We start from the raw sequence: 17,585 nt of genomic DNA on the forward strand, positions 1-17,585 counted from the left end.
GTAAACCCGAATTCCTCGCCAGACAAGCGTTTCGGTTGCGCGCACATCTCGATATGTTGTAGGATGACCTATATCTTAGGTCTCTATCCAAGGAATGCGAAATGTCTATCACCGGCGAAATGCTGATCGGTCGCAAAGCGGTACGCGGCGAGGAAGAACCATTGCATGCGTTCAATCCTGTCACGGGATCGGACATCGCGGAGCCGGTTTTCGGCAGCGGCTCTGTCGCCCACGTTGGCGAGGCCTGTGAGCTCGCGCGGCAGGCTTTCGATCCGTACCGTCAGTTGCCGCTGACAGTGCGCGCCGAATTTCTCGAGCGCATCGCCGACGGCATCACGGCATTGGGCGATGCGCTGATCGAGCGGGCGCACCAGGAGTCGGGCTTGCCAAAGGCGCGTCTCGAAGGCGAGCGCGGCCGCACGACGGGCCAGCTCAAACTGTTCGCGCAAGTCGTACGCGCCGGACAATGGCTCGCCGCCACGCTCGATTCGCCGCTGCCGGAGCGCAAGCCGTTGCCGCGTTCCGATCTGCGTATGCAGAAGATTCCGCTCGGCCCGGTCGCCGTGTTCGGCGCGAGCAATTTCCCGCTCGCGTTTTCGGTAGCGGGTGGCGACACCGCCGCGGCGCTCGCGGCCGGCTGCCCGGTGGTGGTGAAGGCGCACCGCGCTCACCTGGGCACCTCGGAGATGGTCGGACGGGTGATCCAGCGTGTCGCGCAGGAAATGGACTTGCCTGAAGGCGTGTTCTCGCTGATCGTCGGTGCCGGTAACTCTGTGGGGGAGGCGTTGGTCGCGCATCCGGCGATCAAGGCGGTGGGCTTCACGGGTTCGCGCGCGGGCGGGATCGCGCTGATGCGCGTGGCGGCGGCGCGTGCCGAGCCGATTCCGGTCTACGCGGAAATGAGCAGCATCAATCCGGTGTTCCTTCTGCCGAATGCGCTGGCTCAGCGCGGCGAGAGCATCGCGCGTGGCTTCGTCGATTCGCTGGTGCTCGGCGCCGGTCAGTTCTGTACCAATCCGGGTCTCGCCATTGCAATCGACAGCGACGCGCTCAAGGGCTTCGTTGCAACCGCGTCCGACGCGCTGAGCGGCAAGCCCGCGCAAACCATGCTGACGTCCGGCATCCATGCCGCTTATGAAGAGGGCGAGGGCAAGCTGGCCGCGACGAGAGGCGTGGAGGCCGTGGCGCACGGCGTCGAAGGAACCGGCCCGACGCAGGCTCGCGCGGCGCTGTTCGTGACCGATGCGCCGACGTTCCTCGCCACGCCCGCATTGGAAGACGAAGTGTTCGGCCCGGCGTCGACCATCGTGCGTTGCAGGGACGAGCAGGAAATGCTCACGGTCGCCGAACATTTCGCCGGTCAGTTGACCGCCACGGTGCAGATGGACAGCGCCGATTTGCCGGCGGCGAAGAAGCTGGTGCCGATTCTCGAACGCAAAGCCGGCCGGCTTCTGGTGAACGGCTTCCCGACGGGCGTCGAGGTCTCGCACGCGATGGTGCATGGCGGCCCGTTCCCGGCTACATCCGACAGCCGTGCGACTTCGGTCGGCACGACTTCGATCGAGCGCTTCCTGCGCCCGGTGTGTTATCAGGATTTCCCGGCCGATCTGTTGCCCGAGGCGCTCGCCGACGGCAACCCGCTGAACCTGTGGCGCCGCCGCGATGGCGAGATCACGCGCAGCTGAGTGCCGGGTGATTCGCGATCGGTGATCGTGTGAAATGAAAAATGGCCGGGGTCTATTCGATCCCGGCCATTTCTTTTTGTGTTCACGGCCACCGCGCGATGACTTCGCGGTGACGAATCGACTCAGCTATTCGCTTCAGCCGCTTCGTTCGCACGCCGCAAGCGCTCGCGGCTGTTGGACAGATGCATGCGCATGGCCGCGCGCGCGCCTTCCGCGTCGTGCCGGGTGATCGCTTCGAGAATGCTTTCGTGTTCGAGGTTCACGAGCGACAGATACGCGTCCGGTTCCGCGCGCGCAATGCCTGCGGAGTCGAGCCGGTTACGCGGAATCAGCGCGCTGCCCATTTGCGTGAGGATATCGACGAAATAGCGGTTGCCGGTAGCGCGTGCCACTGAGATATGAAACTGCAGATCGGCGTCGACGCTGTCCAGCCCGTTGTGGCGCGTGGCTTCGATCGCATCGAGCGCGGTGCGCATGCGCGCGAGGTCGTCCGGCTTGGCGCGCTGGGCGGCCAGCCCCGCGCATTCCGTTTCGAGGCTGATGCGCAGTTCCAGGATCGACAGCACGTCGCGCAAGGTGGTGGCCGGCACCATGTCGATGCCCAGTTTTTCGCGCGGCGGTTCCAGCACGAAACTGCCGATACCATGCCGCGTCTCGATGATCTTGCCCGCCTGCAAACGCGAGATGGCTTCACGAATGACGGTCCGGCTCACGCTCAGCGTGACCATGAGCTGGGACTCGGTGGGTAGTTTGTCGCCGGGTTTCAAGGCGTTCGACGCAATCTGCTCGGTGACGTAGCTGACGACGAACTCGGCAAGATTACGAGCGCGTCGTGGCGGTGCCGCGGATGCCAGTGGTGTAGCCATCGAAAACGCCCCTCGAATCAGATAGTTGCAGAGACTTCATGCGTTTGATTATACCGTCGTCTGATGACTGATTATATAGACGCCGAATCATTTTGCGAGCCGGCGTGCGGACTGGCATCGGCGCGCCGTTCAAGGCGTCTTGCGCCGCAATGGCGGCCAGATCGCACCATCGCGTAGAAGTACGATAACCGCCGCGTGACTAGCGCCGGCGCAGTTCCACCCGCTTGATGTCTTTGACGATCACGAGATAGCTGAACACCGTGAGCAGCGCGTTGATACCGACGAATACCAGCGCGCCGTTGAACGACCCGGTTTTCGCGACGAGATAGCCGATCACGATCGGCGTCACGATGCCGGCCACGTTGCCGAACATATTGAAGATCGCGCCGGACAGGCCGAGTGCTTCCTTCGGCGACGTATCGGCGACCACGGCCCAGCCGAGCGCCCCAATGCCTTTGCCGAAGAACGCGAGCGACATGAGGGCGACGACGACCCAATCGGTCGACACATAATTGCAGCCGATGATGCACACCGACAGCAGCATGCCGCCGACAATCGGCACCTTGCGCGCGATCGTGAGCGAATGGCCGCGACGGATCAGCCCGTCGGACAGAATGCCGCCGAGCACGCCGCCGGAGAATCCGCAGATCGCCGGCAGCGAAGCCACGAGGCCCGCTTGCAGAATGGTCATGCCGCGCGCCTGCACGAGGTAGATCGGAAACCAGGTGAGGAAGAAGTAGGTCAGCACATTGATGCAGTACTGCGCGAGATAGACACCGAGCAGCATGCGGTTGCTCAGCAGTTGGCGCACCAGAGACCAGCCGCCGGTATTTTCGATTCTGTCGATGGCTCGGGCTTTCTTCGGCCCGTTGACCACGCCTCCGCCCTGTTCGATGTACTCCAGTTCGGCGCGCGACACACGTGGATGGTCGGCGGGGTTCTTCATCACCTTCAGCCAGGTGAGCGCGAGCAGCAATCCCATCACGCCCATCACGACATACACCATGTGCCAGCCGAACGCGTGAGTGAGCCACGCCATCAACGGCGTAAACACCACGGCGGCGAAGTATTGCGCCGAATTGAAAATGGCCGATGCCGTGCCGCGTTCGTTGGTGGGGAACCAGCTCGCTACCACCTTGGCATTGGCGGGGAAGGCCGGCGATTCGGCCGCGCCCATCGCAAAGCGCAGCGCGAACAGCGCGGTGACGGCGGCGGCCGCGCTGCCCAGCAAGCCGATGGAGCTTTGCAGCAACGTAAATAACGACCAGAAGAAGATGCTCGCCGCGTAGACGCGGCGCGCGCCGAAGCGGTCCAGCAGCCAGCCGGCTGGCAGTTGCGACAGCACGTACGCCCAGCTGAACGCGGAGAAAATGTAGCCCATGCGGATCGCGTCGAGACCGAACTCGGCTCGCATGGCCGAACCGGTGACCGACAGCGTGGCGCGGTCCGCGTAGTTGAAGGTCGTGATCAGAAAGATCAGCAGCAGGATGGCGTAGCGGACTCGGGTGCGCTTCGCGACGTGGGCGGCACTCGCCGCGCGGCTCATTTCCATGGTCATCTCCTGAATTTCTTATGCATGGGAGCGGGCTCCCTGGCGTCGAGGCGCCGTCGCGGCGCAACTAGCAGTCGCGGACCTTGTCGATACATTCGTGCAGCACAAAAACGCCCGGCGACGTTGCCGTGCCGGGCGCTCTTTGCGGTGCCGTTTGCGCGGCCTTCGCTCGCAAGGCCGCCGGGTGTTGTCTGCGTCCGATGCGCCCCAGCCGGATTACTGCGGACCGAGCGTCTTGATGAGCGCGTCCAGCCTGGCCATTTCTTCTTCCGTCAGATCGGTCAGCGGCGCGCGGACCGGACCGGCGCTATGGCCGACCAGCTTCGCGCCTGCCTTGACGATGCTGACCGCGTAGCCCGCGCGGCGGTTGCGGATCGCCAGGTACGGCAGGAAGAATTCGTCGATCAGCTTGCCGACCGTGGCATGGTCGTCCGCGGCGATCGCGCGGTAGAAGTCCATCGCGGTCTTCGGAATGAAGTTGAACACCGCCGACGAATACACCGGCACGCCGAGCGCCTTGTACGCCGCGGCATACACTTCGGCGGTCGGCAGGCCGCCGAGATACGAGAAACGGTCGCCAAGGCGGCGGCGGATCGACACCATGTTCTCGATCTCGCCCACGCCGTCCTTGAAGCCGATCAGGTTCGGGCAGCGCTCTGCCAGCCCTTCGAGCATATCGGCGTTAAGCCTGGAATTCGCGCGGTTGTAAATGATCACGCCCATGTTCGGCACGGACTTGCAGACTTCTTCCGCGTGCGCCGCGATGCCTTCCTGGCAGGCTTCCGTCAGGTAGTGCGGCATCAGCAGAATGCCGTTTGCGCCATGACGCTCGGCTTCCTGTGCGTAGGCGATCGCGACACGCGTCGGGCCACCCGCGCCGGCGAGAATCGGCACCTTGCCTTTGCAGACTTCAGCGGCCGTGCGCACGACGTTCGAATAGTCGCTGTGCGTGAGCGAGAAGAATTCGCCCGTGCCGCCGGCAACGAACAGTGCCGAAGCGCCATAAGGCGCGAGCCATTCCAGGCGCTCGGCATAGGTGTCGGCGCGAAAATCACCTTGTTCGTCGAAGTCGGTAACGGGGAAGGACAGGAGGCCTTCGGAAACGATCTGCTTCAGTTCCTGCGGTGTCGTCATGATGAGTATCCAGTGCGTCGGGATGGTTCGCGAGTGGTTCGATGGGTAGAAACGGAGATTTCTTATACGTCATCGTACAACAACAAATCGGCTAACTCAACGATCATTTAGCGGCATAATGCCCGTCATAGGGTAAATACGGAACGTCCGCGCAATCTTTCATGTTGTAGGATGACGTATGAATAGTCGGCGCACCAGGCGTGCAGCGCCATAAGGATCGATGCAATGGAACAATCTCCGCTCTACATTCGCGTTCACCCCAATGACAATGTCGCGATCGTCGTCAACGACGGCGGCCTGGGCGAGGGCGCCGTATTTCCCGATGGTCTCGCGCTGCGCGAGCGCGTGCCGCAAGGGCACAAGGTCGCGCTGGCCGATCTGGCCGAGGGCGACGAGGTCATCCGCTATAACGTGGTGATCGGTTATGCGCTCAAGCGGTTGCCGAAAGGCAGCTGGATCAACGAACACGTGATCCGCATGCCGAGCCCACCGGGGCTCGAGGATCTGCCGATCGCCACGATCAGGGCGCCGGAGATGCCGCCGCTCGAGGGCTACACGTTCGAGGGCTACCGCAACGCGGACGGCTCGGTCGGCTCGCGCAACATTCTCGCCATCACGACCACGGTGCAATGCGTGGCCGATGTCGTGCAGCATGCGGTCACCCGCATCAAGGCCGAGTTGCTGCTGAAGTACCCCAATGTCGACGACGTGGTGAGCCTCGGCCACACCTATGGTTGCGGTGTCGCGATCGACGCGCCCGACGCGATGGTGCCGATCCGCACCGTGCGCAATATCAGCCTGAATCCGAATTTCGGCGGCGAGGTGATGATGGTCAGCCTCGGCTGCGAGAAGCTGCAGCCGGAGCGCCTGATGCCGCCCGGCACGATTCCGATCGCCGCGGCTGCCAATGTGGCGGAGGTCGCGGACATCGGCGATATCGAGGCTGATCTGAACGGTGACGTCGTGGTGCTGCAGGACGACGCGCATGTCGGCTTCCAGTCGATGATCGAGTCGATCATGAAAATGGCCGATGGTCATCTGCAGCGCCTTAACAATCGCCGGCGCGAGACTTGCCCCGCGTCCGATCTGGTGATCGGCGTGCAATGCGGCGGCAGCGACGCGTTCTCCGGACTGACCGCGAATCCCGCAGTGGGCTACGCGACCGACCTGCTGGTGCGTGCCGGCGCCACGGTCATGTTCTCCGAAGTCACCGAAGTGCGCGACGGCGTCGATCAATTGACGGCGCGCGCGGCCAACGCGGACGTCGCCGCGGCGATCATCCGCGAGATGCAGTGGTACGACGATTATCTGAAGCGCGGCGGTGCCGATCGCAGCGCCAACACCACGCCGGGCAACAAGAAAGGCGGCTTGTCGAACATCGTCGAAAAGGCGATGGGGTCGATCATCAAGTCGGGCAATTCGGCCATTTCCGGCGTGTTGTCGCCGGGCGAAAAGGTCAGGCAGAAAGGCCTGATTTACGCGGCGACGCCGGCGAGCGATTTCATCTGCGGTACGTTGCAAGTAGCTGCGGGTATCAACCTGCATGTTTTCACCACCGGCCGCGGCACACCGTATAGCCTCGCCGAAGTGCCGGTCATCAAGGTCGCGACGCGCTCGGATCTCGCGCGCCGCTGGCATGACCTGATGGATATCAACGCCGGCACCATCGCGACCGGCGCGGCGACCATCGAAGACGTGGGCTGGGAACTGTTCCGTCTGATGCTCGACGTCGCCAGCGGCCGCAAACAGACCTGCGCGGAAAAACTCAAGCTCCACAATGCATTGGTGCTGTTCAATCCGGCGCCGGTGACCTGATGGGTCGCCCGATCCGCAGGTTCCGCTTCATCACGCCGATCTGATCGCACTCACACCAACATAGAAACATGACTGACTCGAACCTCGACCGCAGCGCGGCACAAAAACCTTTCCGCCGTCTGCTGCTCACCGGCGCGGCCGGCAACCTCGGCAAGCAGTTGCGCGGCGCGCTCGCCGCGTGGGCCGATATCGTGCGCGTCACGGATATCGCGCCGCTCGGCGACGTGGCGGCGCACGAAGAAGCGTCGACTGTGGATCTCGCGGACCAAGCCGCGGTTCACGCGCTGCTCGAAGGCGTGGATGCGGTGATTCACCTCGGCGGCATTTCTGTCGAAGCGCCGTTCGAAGAGCTGCTCGAAGCGAATATTCGCGGCCTGTACAACCTCTATTCGGCCGCGCAGAAGCAGGGCGCGAAGCGCGTCGTGTATGCGAGTTCGAATCACGCGGTGGGTTTCCATCCCGTGACGGAGGTGGTCGATATCGACGCGCCGCTGCGGCCCGATAGCCTGTACGGCGTGACCAAGTGCTTCGGCGAATCGTTGTCGCGTTACTACTTCGATCGCTTCGGTCTGGAGACGGTGTGCCTGCGCATCGGCTCGTCGTTCGAGCAACCGAAAAATCCGCGCATGCTCGTGACCTATCTGAGCTATCGCGACTTCATCGAACTGGTGCGCTGCTCGCTGTTCACCAATCGCGTGGGTCATGCGATCGTCTACGGCGTGTCGGATAACCGGACCAAGTGGGTGGACAACACCAAAGCCGCGTTCCTTGGCTTTCGTCCGCAGGACAGTTCGGTCGAATTCGAGCATCTATTTCCGGTCACGGCACCCACGGTCGAACTCGACGATCCGACGCAGCGTTTTCAAGGCGGCCCGTTCGTGCTCGCCGGCCCGATGGAGCCGAAGCGATGAGCGCCGCGGCGAATCCGCGAGTGGAGCGCGTGGGCGCGGTGGGGCAGGCGCCGGCTTCGGTCGGCGAAAGTCCGGTGTGGCGCATAGCGGAACAGGCGCTCTACTGGGTGGACATTCCGGCGCAGAAGATCGTGCGCTTGCGGATCGATTCGGGCGAACGCTCCGAATGGCTGTTGCCGGAGAAAGTGGCGTGCATCGCGTTCGATCATCGCGGCACGGTGCTGGCCGGTTGCGAGACGGGGCTCTTCGCCGTTACGCTCACTGAGGCCACGGCCAGCGGCGAAGCCGTGCAGGTGACAGGGCGCCAGCTCGCCGCGCCCGACTTCGCATGCGGCGACATGCGTTTCAACGATGGCCGTTGCGACCGGCAAGGGCGCTTCTGGGCCGGCACGATGGTGCAGGACATGGCGGCGGCCAACCCGGCCGGTGCGCTCTATCGATTCGATGCGCGCGGCGTTCTCTCCGCGCCGGTCGTCGACGGGCTCATCACGCAGAATGGTCTCGCGTGGTCGCCGGACGGCACGACCATGTATCTGTCGGACTCGCATCCTTTGCGTCGGCAGATCTGGGCATTCGACTACGACGGCGAGACCGGCGAGCCGCGCAACCGCCGCGTGTTTGCCGATCTGAATCATCATGCGGGCCGTCCCGACGGAGCCGCGGTGGACGCCGACGGCTGCTACTGGATTTGCGCCAACGACGCGGGCCTGTTGCTGCGCTTCACACCGCAAGGCAAGCTGGACCGGCGGATTGCCGTGCCGGCTATCAAGCCGGCGATGTGCGCTTTCGGTGGGCGCGAGCTAGATACGTTGTTCGTGACGTCGATTCGTCCCGCGGCGAACGCGAGTGAGCACGACGGCCATCTGTTCGCCGTGCGCCCCGGTGTCACCGGCTTACCCGAGCCGGAATTCGCGGGCGAGCTGTAAGCGGAGCGTTGGCGAGAAGGGCGCCGGGCATCTCGTCATGCCCGGCGCCCTTTGTTTACTCGTCGTAAATTCATCACTCATCGTACAACAATGTGGTGTAAAGACTACGGTCGTTCCACCATTCTATCTAGCAAAACCGTGCGAGACGGGGATCCCCGTTTGCCTCGACAGCACCGTGCTGGCTGACGTGTGGCTCTGTGCCAGCCTGATTCGGTCATCGATGCCGGGTGCTTCGTGGTGCGGGTAAATACCGTCTGTACAACTCAAACCGCCTTTTATAGACTTCATATGTCGTCGTACAACATATGAGCCCAAACGAATTCCTTTCTATAGATTTCGCGTTACCGGTATGAACACGGCAGCGTGAACGTGCGGGACCAATCGCCCACGACACGCACGCCGAAGCAGTTGAAGCAAAAGTAAAAGAGTCGGATTGTCTGACAGGAGTGCTGAGCATCTGCGCCGGGGACGTTGCACAGACCAGCACGGCAAAGCGTGCGTGACCGCGAACGGTGGCAAGCGTAACGCCGGAGACGCAGCAAAACCATATCGCATCCGCGAGCGGCCTTCCGCAATCGATTGGATGGTCAATTTTTCAAGGAATCTCACGATGAACAAGAAGTTCGCCTCTTCCCGTGTTTCGATGATCGTCGCAGCCTCGATGCTGGCCTTCAGCACCGTGTCGGCGCAAGCGCGAGTGTTCCGCGTGTCGGACGTGCATGGCGACACGTATCCGACCAATATGGCCGTGAAATACATGGGAGAGCAGATCAACAAGGCAACCGGCGGCAAGGATTCCGTGAAGGTCTTTGGCAATAGCGCGCTGGGTTCGGAAAACGACACGATCGATCAGGTGCGCATTGGCGCATTGGACATGGCGCGCGCCAACGGTGCGGCCTTCAACGAAATCGTTCCCGAATCGATGATTCCGTCGCTGCCGTTCCTGTTCCGCGATATCGACCATTTCCGCAAAGTAATGTACGGCCCGGAAGGCCAGAAGATTCTCGACGCCTTCAAGGCGAAGGGCATGATCGCGCTGACGTTCTACGAGAGCGGCGCACGTTCGATCTATACGAAGAAGCCGATTCATTCGCCCGCTGACATGAAGGGCTTGAAGGTCCGCGTGCAGCCGTCCGATCTGATGGTCGACGAAATCAGGGCGATGGGCGGCACGCCCACGCCGATGCCGTTCGCCGAGGTGTACACGGGCCTGAAGACGGGTCTGGTGGATGCCGCTGAAAACAACCTGCCGTCGTACGAAGAAACCAAGCACTTCGAAGTCGCGCCGATCTATTCCGAAACCCAGCATTCGATGACCCCCGAAGTGCTGGTGTTCTCCAAGAAGGTGTGGGACACGCTGACACCGCAGGAACAGGACATCATCAAGAAGGCGGCCGCCGACTCGGTGCCGTACTACGAAAAGCTGTGGACCGCGCGCGAAGCCGACGCGAGCAAGACGGTCACGAAGGGCGGCGCGACCATTGTCGCCTCGTCGCAGATCGATCGCGCTGCGTTCGTCAAGGCCATGCAGCCGGTCTGGGCGAAGTACGAAAAGACCCCGCAAATGAAGCAGCTCGTCGACGAGATTCAGGCCGTCAAATAAGGTTCAGCTGAGTGGAGGTATCGCAGCGGCGGAAGGGGCGGCGAGAAGACTCGCGTGCCCGGCCGCTGCGTGCTTACCGAACCGAAGGATCGAACAGGATTGCTGATTATTAAAGACAGGTCGGTCGTATGCAAGGATGGGGTCAATGAGCTTCATGAAGCGCCCAAATGATTTTCTGTTCCGCGCGCTGGTTATCGTAGCGTCGCTAAGTCTCGCCGTGCTCAGCCTGCTGGTGATCTACAGCGTCGTGATGCGCTACGTCTTCAGCGATGCGCCGGATTTCGTCGAGCCCATCGCGCTCCTGCTGGTGATCGTGATCGCCATGTTCGGCGCCGCGCTCAAGGTTCGCGAAGGCGGCCATATCGGACTCGATTCGCTCGTAAAGAAATTGCCGCCGAAGGGCCAACTCGTCGCGACGGCGTTTCAGCACATTTGCCTGATCGTCTTCGCGGCCGCGGTTTTCTTCGGCTGTCTGCAGATGGTCGAGGCGACCGCGGAAGACCGGATTCCCATTATCGGCTTGCCTGAATCTTTGCGTTATTGCATTCCGGTCATTGCCAGCGTCTGCATTGCAATGTTCTCGGTAGAGAACCTTCTGGCGCTTTTCGCACAGAAACAAAAATAGAGCCATCATGGAACTCGCCATCCTCTCCGTCAGTTTTCTCGTTTTTCTCGTTCTCGGCGTTCCTGTTTCCTTCGGGCTAGGGCTCTCGTGTGTCCTGACTTATCTGTACGAGGGCTTGCCCGCGGCCACCGCCATGCAGTCGATGATTTCGGGAATCAACGGCTTTTCATTCCTCGCGGTTCCGTTTTTCATTCTGTCAGGTGAACTGATGCTGCACGGCGGCATCGCGGATCGCATCCTGCGTTTCGCGCAAGCCACGGTCGGGCATTTTCGCGGCGGCCTCGGTATGGCCAACGTGGTCGCATGCACGCTGTTCGGCGGGGTCTCCGGTTCGCCTTCGGCGGATACGTCGGCAATGGGCGGCGTGGTGATCCCGCTGATGAAGCGTGAAGGCTACAGCGCGGCCTACGCGGTCAACGTAACGACACACTCGTCGCTGGCGGGCGCGCTGATGCCGACGTCGACCAACATGATCATCTATGCATTCGCGGCCCAGGGCATTACCGGCACCTTGAATGGACACCCGATGAGCGGAGTGTCGATCGGCGATCTGTTGTTTTCCGGTCTGTTGCCGGTGTTATGGGTGATGGGGTTCGTGCTGCTCGCCGCGTACTGGCAAGCAGTCAAATACGGCTATCCGCGTCGCCCGGACGGTTCGACCGAACTGCAGCGATTCCCAGGCTGGTACGCCGTGGCCCGCACGTTCCTCGGCGCATTGCCCGGCCTGATGGTGATCGCGATCATTCTGGTTTGCGTGGCAAAGGGTATTGCCACCGCGACGGAAGCCGCCGCAATAGCCGTATTTTATTCGCTGGTGCTGACGATCGTCGTGTATCGCTCGATGACGATGAAGAAGCTGTTTCATGCGCTCTCGAAGGCGGCTAAAACTACCGGCGTGGTGCTGCTGCTGATCGGCGTGTCGAACATGTTGCGCTACCAGATGGCTTATCTGGAGATTCCGGATGCGATCGAACACATGCTCGACGGCGCGACCAGCTTGCCCTGGCTGATGCTGCTGTACATCAACCTGATCCAGATTTTCCTCGGTACGTTCGTCGATATGGCGGCGCACATCCTGATCACCACGCCGCTGTTCCTGCCGATGGCGATGCACGCGGGCGTAGGTCCGGTGCAGTTCGGGATCATGATCCTGCTGAACTGCGCACTGGGTCTGGTGCATCCGCCGATCGGATCGGTGCAGTTCATCGGCTGTGCGATCGGCAATGTGTCGATTGGTGAAACTACCAAGGTGGCGTGGCCGTATTACCTGGCGATCTTCAGCGCGATCAACATCGTGACTTACGTGCCGATGTTTTCCACGTGGCTGCCTAGCCTCATCAATGGCCACCCGGTATTTTGAAATCCTTAATTGACGCCTGTATGAAAGTCCCTTTTGGGGAATTTAGTGGCGCTCGAACCATGCAGCAACAAAGAACAACTTTTTAAAGAGGAGCAGAAATGAAAAAGGCATTAGCAACCTCCGCCCTTGGGTTGGTCGCCCTCGGCGCGCACGCTCAGAGCAGCGTGACGTTGTACGGGATCATCGATACCGGTATCGGCTATCAGAGCAGCCAGACGTCGCTTGGTTCGACCTCCGGCGGCCGTTCGGCGGTGAAGATGGTCAACGGCGTCTGGGCCGGCAGCCGCTTCGGCCTGAAGGGCGCCGAGGATCTGGGAGGCGGCACGAAAGCAATCTTCCAGTTGGAAGAAGGCTTTAACAGCGCGACCGGCGCGCAGTCCGTTTCCGGCCTCGCGTTCAACCGCCAGGCTTATGTCGGCGTGGCGAACGCCACCTACGGCACGTTGACGGCAGGCCGCCAATATACGTCGTATTACACGCTGCTGGCGCCGTATAGCCCGACCACGTGGCTCACGGGCGCCTACGGCGCACACCCGGGCGATATCGATTCTCTCGATACGCTGTATCGCGCCAATAACTCGCTGGTGTACACGTCGCCGACCATGTATGGCCTGACGGTGAGCGGTTCGTATTCGCTCGGCGGCGTGCCGGGCAGCTTCAACGCGGGTTCGACGTGGAGCGCGGCATTGCAGTACCTGAACGGTCCGTTCGGCATTGCAGCGGGCTTCCAGCGCATCAACAACTCGACGCCTGGCGGCGGCGCATGGGGCGCGGATTCCACGACATCGAACGCGGGTGCGCAGGCGGGCGTGTCGGGCATCAATAACGGCTATCAACGCGCACAGGCGCAGCAGCGCGTGGCGGTGACCGGCGGTTATGCATTCAACGCGCAGTGGGATGTTTCGTTCTCGTACTCGAACGTGCAATATATTCCGGGCATCAACTCGCCGTTCCGTACTACGGCGATCTTCAACACGGGCGGCGCCGTGCTGCACTTCAAGCCTTTGACGGCGCTGGATCTGGCCGCAGGCTATAGCTATACGCGCGCAACTGAAGCGAACGGCATTTCGAGTTCGGCTCGCTACCAGCAGTTCAACCTTTCGCAGTACTACAGCCTCTCCAAGCGCACGGGTCTGTACGCGCTCGAAGCGTATCAACGCGCGAGCGGCCAGACGCTGGCCACGAACGGCGTGAGCATCATCAACGCGACGGCTGATATCGGTGACGGTCAGAACGGTGCGCCGTCCTCGTCACGCAGTCAGTTTGCCGCGGGCGTGGGCATTATCCACAAGTTCTGATGGTGTAACCTGGTGGCGGCGTGTGACTGCGCCGCCACGCGATGCGTGTTTGAATACGCCTGACTCATGCGTCTGGCTGGAACCGGGGTCGTCGTGGCGCGCCCGGTGTCCGTGCGTTGCGCCGGTTCGGCCGTGGATGCACCGTGCGCCGGGCGGGCGCTTGAGCCATTGCACACTCCACGTCGTGAGGACGAAGGGCGCCGTCATGGCCGGCCAGCCGAAACAGGCGGCCGCCGCCTGCAGCATGACCGACAAAGCCACGCCGCCGAGCATCGCACATGTCCACAATGGCAAGCTCGCCTCGGCGAGCCGAAAGCTTTCGCGCTACGATATGTGCATCGGCGGCGCACCGGCGCACCGGCGTGCCGCTTCACGAGGAGACAGGCAGATGCGCGAATTACGGTGGGCATCGGAAGAGGGCGACGGTATCGAACATCTGGCGTTCGATTCGCACGAGGACGGTTTCGTCGCAGAAAGCGTCGTCGTTGGGCAGCGCTATGGCAAGCCATATGGGCTGCACTACAAGGTGCGCTGCGACGCGCAATGGCGCACGCGCTATGCGTGGCTGAAGATCGTCGGTGGCGGCGAACTGGAATTGCATGGCGATGGCGACGGTCACTGGCGCGATGGTCACGGGCTCGTGCTGAGCGCGATCGAAGGTTGCATCGACATCGATATTGCGGCCACGCCGTTCACCAACACGTTGCCGATCCGCCGTTTGCAACTGGCCGAAGGCGAGCGTCGCCCCATTTCAGTGGCGTATATTTCCACGCCGGATTTACAGATCACGCGCGCCGGGCAGGCCTATTCGTGCATCGCGTTGCATCGCGAGTATCGCTACGAGGGCATCTTCCGCGACTTCACGGCGGACCTGAAGGTGGACGAAGACGGTCTCGTGATCGACTATCCGACGTTGTTCACACGCCTGCCGCGCGAGCATTGACGGTTGATGCGGCGGAGCCGCCGTGATCAGCCCGGTGCCGCTCCACAAAGCGCTCGATGCTTGCCGCGATCCGTTCGGGTTCGCGCAGCACGACCCAATGGCCGGCATCGATCTCGAAGCGCTCGTACGCGCCGAGCCAGCCTTCCAGTCCGAGCGATAGCGCTGGCCCGACATAGCGGTCACGTAGCGGCACGATGAATTGCACCGGCGCGTGGGCATGACGCGCGCGCGGGTGCAGCAGTTTGTCGATGAAATTGGCGCGGTAGAGATTCAGGCCGTTGATCGCATTGCGCATCTGCACCGGGTCGGGCGCCGGCCGCACGCGTTCGGTCACACGCAGCCACAGCGGCCACAGGCGCGCGCCGCCCGCGCGCCACACCAACTCCGGCAGCCACGGCAAATGAAAGAAGAAGATGTACCAGGACTTGAGCGTTTGCCGCACGCCTCTGCCGAACGGGCGCTTTGTTCTCTGATGTGCGGTTTGAGCGCCGCCGCCGCCGTTGCCGCGCAGGTCGAAAGACGCGTGATCGAGACACGGCCCCGAGATCGACGTGTACGACGCAATGCGGCCTTTGAACGCCGGGTCGGTCACTGCTTCCCAGCATTCAATCGAGCCCCAGTCGTGCCCGACGAGGTGAAACGGCCGTGTGCCGCACGTCGCGTCGGCAACCGCCGCCAGGTCGGCGGCGAGGTGTTCGAGCCGGTAAGCCTGGCGCGTGGCCGGCGCTTCGGACGCGCCCGCGCCGCGCACGTCGTAGGCGATCACGCGATAGTGCGCATCCAGTTGCGCGCGCACCGGTTCCCACACTGCCGCCGAATCGGGGTAACCGTGCACCAGCACGATCGGCGGCGCGTCGCGCGGTCCGCTCACGTAGACCGCGAGCCGCACGCCGCCGGCTTCGACCGAAAGCGTGTCGCGTATCACGCGGCCGCCTGCACGCCGCGCCGCGTGGCCTTGCGGGCGTCCGGCGTGGCCGCGTTGGTGGCATCGACCGCGGCGACCAGTCCGTCGATGCGAGCCAGTTGCGTGCGGTTGTCGTGATCCCACGGATGGAAGCCGGGCCGGAAAAAGCTCAGCCATTCACCGGCGATGCGCGGAAATACGCCGTGGCGCGGGCCGTACAGATACTTCACGACGCGCCACATGCCGCGCAGATTGCCACCGCGTTTGCGGTCGGCGATCATCAGCCGCACGTGGTAGTCGAACACGATCAGCCAGAACGTCCCGGTGGTGGCGAGCATGGTGCCCGTGCGCAGCAGATACCGGCCGAGCCCCGGCTTGAGCACGGCGTTCCACACGTCGTATGAAACGGACTTGTGCTCGGTTTCCTCGAGCGCGTGCCAGGTCCACATCTGCGTATAGCCCTCAACCGATCCGCCGATGCGTGTCGCGTCCTGCAGCAGCAGGCCCGCCAGCATCGCCGTGTAGTGTTCGAGGCAGACGGTCACCGCGAGCTGATACGAATGCGGCAGGATCTTGCGGCCGAAGTTGAGAATCACCCAAAGCCGTTTGTCGAGCTTATGCGCGGGCAAGCCTGCCTGCTGCAGCAGATCGTTGTATTCCACATGCTCGCGCGTATGCATGGCTTCCTGGCCGATGAAGCCGAGCACCTGCTTCTTCAGTACAGGGTCGTCGATCTGGTCGCGGTAGTGGCGCACGCTATCCATGAAGAAACGCTCGCCGGCCGGGAACAGTAGCGAAAGCGCATTGAAGAAGTGTGTCACATGCGAGCCTTGCACGTGCCAATCGCAGGCACGTTCCTGCGGCAAGTTGAAACGGAGGTCGCGGCGAACCGGCATCATGGCCTTTCTCCTTGAGATGCTTTATGTGTTGCTGTGCGTTCTGATCGAATGGCGTGCAGGGCGCTGTCTGCTGCTTGATGGCCGGCCCCTCAAGCGCGCCTGCCGTCCACCTGCGCGGCGCGGCGCGCGCGTTTCTCCGCGATGCGTTTCATCCGGCGCGTTTGCATCACCACCAATGCCTGATAGGCCGCCGGCAATGTGCGCGCCAGCCAGTCCGCGGCCCGCGCATCGCGCCCGATCAGCACGCGCCGTTTGTTTTTGCGTACGCCGTCGAGAATCACGCGCGCTGCTTCGTCGGCGGTGGTGATAAAGAACTTCTCGAAGTCGTCCTTGCCTTGCTGTTCGGTTTCCAGCATGAAGCCGACCATATTCGACGAGATACGGCTCGATTGCGCGATGCCCGTGCGGATACCGCCCGGATGCACGCAAGTCGCCGAAACGCCGCACTTCATCAAATCGAGTTCCTGGCGCAGCGCTTCGGTAAGGCCGCGCACCGCGAACTTGGTCGCGTTGTAGCCGCTCATGCCCGGCTGCGAGAACAACCCGAACACGCTCGACGTATTGACGATATGCCCCGCGCCGGAAGCCTTGAGATACGGCAGAAACGCCTTCGTACCGTGCACCACGCCCCAGAAGTTGATGCCGACGATCCATTCCAGATCGGCGTAATCCATGCCTTCGATAGTGCTCGACAGCGCGACACCCGCGTTGTTGAACACCAGATTGACGCGCTGGTGCTGCGCGGCTGTTTCGGCGGCCCAGTCGAACATGGCGGCGCGGTCCGCGACATCGAGCACGCGCGTGGTGATGCGCAGCGGCGCGCCGACGATCTGCGGTGCCGCGGCCTGTGCAAGCTGCGCGGTTTCAGCGAGGCTCGCGGCATTGCGGTCGGCGAGCGCGAGGTGGCAGCCTTCGCGCGCCAGCTGAATCGCGAGCGAACGGCCCATGCCCGAGCCTGCGCCGGTGATCGCGGCCACTCTGTCGGTAAAGTTCTTCATTGGCTTGTCTCTCATCCCATGCAAGATTGATGCTGTCCTCTCTGAACCGTGCCTTGTCGTTATGGT

General features: G+C 62.6%; 15 protein-coding genes. 9 read left to right on the forward strand and 6 right to left on the reverse strand.

The window, feature by feature from the left end:
• The first annotated feature begins 101 nt into the window (after positions 1 to 101).
• Positions 102 to 1,685: an aldehyde dehydrogenase (NADP(+)) gene (locus tag NE850_RS25565; protein WP_007176898.1), complete on the forward strand. Its 1,584-nt coding sequence runs from the start codon at positions 102 to 104 to the stop codon at positions 1,683 to 1,685.
• 122 nt (positions 1,686 to 1,807) lie between these two features.
• Here NE850_RS25565 and NE850_RS25570 read toward each other — a convergent pair whose 3' ends face one another.
• The 3 genes from NE850_RS25570 to kdgD all read right to left on the reverse strand — a co-directional run bounded on the left by NE850_RS25570 (position 1,808) and on the right by kdgD (position 5,237).
• A complete protein-coding gene (locus NE850_RS25570) occupies positions 1,808 to 2,551 on the reverse strand; it encodes a FadR/GntR family transcriptional regulator (protein WP_007176899.1) in 744 nt (247 codons plus the stop codon).
• 199 nt (positions 2,552 to 2,750) lie between these two features.
• Positions 2,751 to 4,103, reverse strand: coding sequence for an MFS transporter (locus tag NE850_RS25575; protein ID WP_310699567.1), 1,353 nt, complete (start codon positions 4,101 to 4,103; stop codon positions 2,751 to 2,753).
• A 216-nt stretch (positions 4,104 to 4,319) separates the two neighbouring features.
• Entirely contained in the window at positions 4,320 to 5,237 is a 918-nt protein-coding gene (kdgD, locus tag NE850_RS25580; protein ID WP_007176901.1) for a 5-dehydro-4-deoxyglucarate dehydratase, read from the reverse strand.
• Positions 5,238 to 5,462: 225 nt separating this feature from the next.
• Between kdgD and garD the strand changes: the two genes are divergently transcribed.
• From garD to NE850_RS25620, 8 genes are all read left to right on the forward strand, one after another.
• Positions 5,463 to 7,052: a galactarate dehydratase gene (garD, locus tag NE850_RS25585; RefSeq protein WP_310699568.1), complete on the forward strand. Its 1,590-nt coding sequence runs from the start codon at positions 5,463 to 5,465 to the stop codon at positions 7,050 to 7,052.
• A 68-nt stretch (positions 7,053 to 7,120) separates the two neighbouring features.
• Positions 7,121 to 7,963, forward strand: a complete 843-nt coding sequence (locus NE850_RS25590; protein ID WP_007176903.1) for an NAD(P)-dependent oxidoreductase — start codon at positions 7,121 to 7,123, stop codon at positions 7,961 to 7,963.
• Positions 7,960 to 8,889, forward strand: a complete 930-nt coding sequence (locus NE850_RS25595; protein ID WP_007176904.1) for an SMP-30/gluconolactonase/LRE family protein — start codon at positions 7,960 to 7,962, stop codon at positions 8,887 to 8,889. The genes NE850_RS25590 and NE850_RS25595 overlap by 4 nt, the downstream gene beginning before the upstream one ends.
• 610 nt (positions 8,890 to 9,499) lie before the next feature.
• Complete coding sequence (locus tag NE850_RS25600; RefSeq protein ID WP_007176905.1) at positions 9,500 to 10,492, forward strand: TRAP transporter substrate-binding protein; 993 nt, start codon at positions 9,500 to 9,502, stop codon at positions 10,490 to 10,492.
• 145 nt (positions 10,493 to 10,637) lie between these two features.
• A complete protein-coding gene (locus NE850_RS25605) occupies positions 10,638 to 11,117 on the forward strand; it encodes a TRAP transporter small permease (RefSeq protein WP_007176906.1) in 480 nt (159 codons plus the stop codon).
• A gap of 7 nt (positions 11,118 to 11,124) precedes the next feature.
• Positions 11,125 to 12,477, forward strand: coding sequence for a TRAP transporter large permease (locus tag NE850_RS25610; RefSeq protein ID WP_165188169.1), 1,353 nt, complete (start codon positions 11,125 to 11,127; stop codon positions 12,475 to 12,477).
• Positions 12,478 to 12,575: 98 nt separating this feature from the next.
• Positions 12,576 to 13,775 (forward strand): porin, encoded by a 1,200-nt coding sequence (locus NE850_RS25615; protein WP_007176908.1) that lies wholly within the window; start codon positions 12,576 to 12,578, stop codon positions 13,773 to 13,775.
• Positions 13,776 to 14,163: 388 nt separating this feature from the next.
• Positions 14,164 to 14,718: a putative glycolipid-binding domain-containing protein gene (locus NE850_RS25620; RefSeq protein WP_007176909.1), complete on the forward strand. Its 555-nt coding sequence runs from the start codon at positions 14,164 to 14,166 to the stop codon at positions 14,716 to 14,718.
• On the opposite strand, the gene NE850_RS25625 is transcribed toward NE850_RS25620, so the two are convergent.
• The 3 genes from NE850_RS25625 to NE850_RS25635 form a co-directional block, all read right to left on the reverse strand.
• Positions 14,693 to 15,643: an alpha/beta fold hydrolase gene (locus NE850_RS25625; protein ID WP_310699569.1), complete on the reverse strand. Its 951-nt coding sequence runs from the start codon at positions 15,641 to 15,643 to the stop codon at positions 14,693 to 14,695. The two genes, NE850_RS25620 and NE850_RS25625, sit on opposite strands and share 26 nt — an antisense overlap.
• Positions 15,640 to 16,521 carry a metal-dependent hydrolase gene (locus NE850_RS25630; protein WP_310699570.1) on the reverse strand — a complete coding sequence of 294 codons (882 nt, stop codon included), beginning with the start codon at positions 16,519 to 16,521 and terminating at the stop codon, positions 15,640 to 15,642. Before NE850_RS25630 ends, NE850_RS25625 begins: the two co-directional genes overlap by 4 nt.
• An 89-nt stretch (positions 16,522 to 16,610) precedes the next feature.
• Positions 16,611 to 17,519, reverse strand: coding sequence for an SDR family oxidoreductase (locus NE850_RS25635; RefSeq protein ID WP_007176912.1), 909 nt, complete (start codon positions 17,517 to 17,519; stop codon positions 16,611 to 16,613).
• Positions 17,520 to 17,585: the final 66 nt, after the last annotated feature.

Source organism: Paraburkholderia sp. USG1, from assembly GCF_031570135.1.
Classification (GTDB): Bacteria; Pseudomonadota; Gammaproteobacteria; order Burkholderiales; family Burkholderiaceae; genus Paraburkholderia; species Paraburkholderia dioscoreae.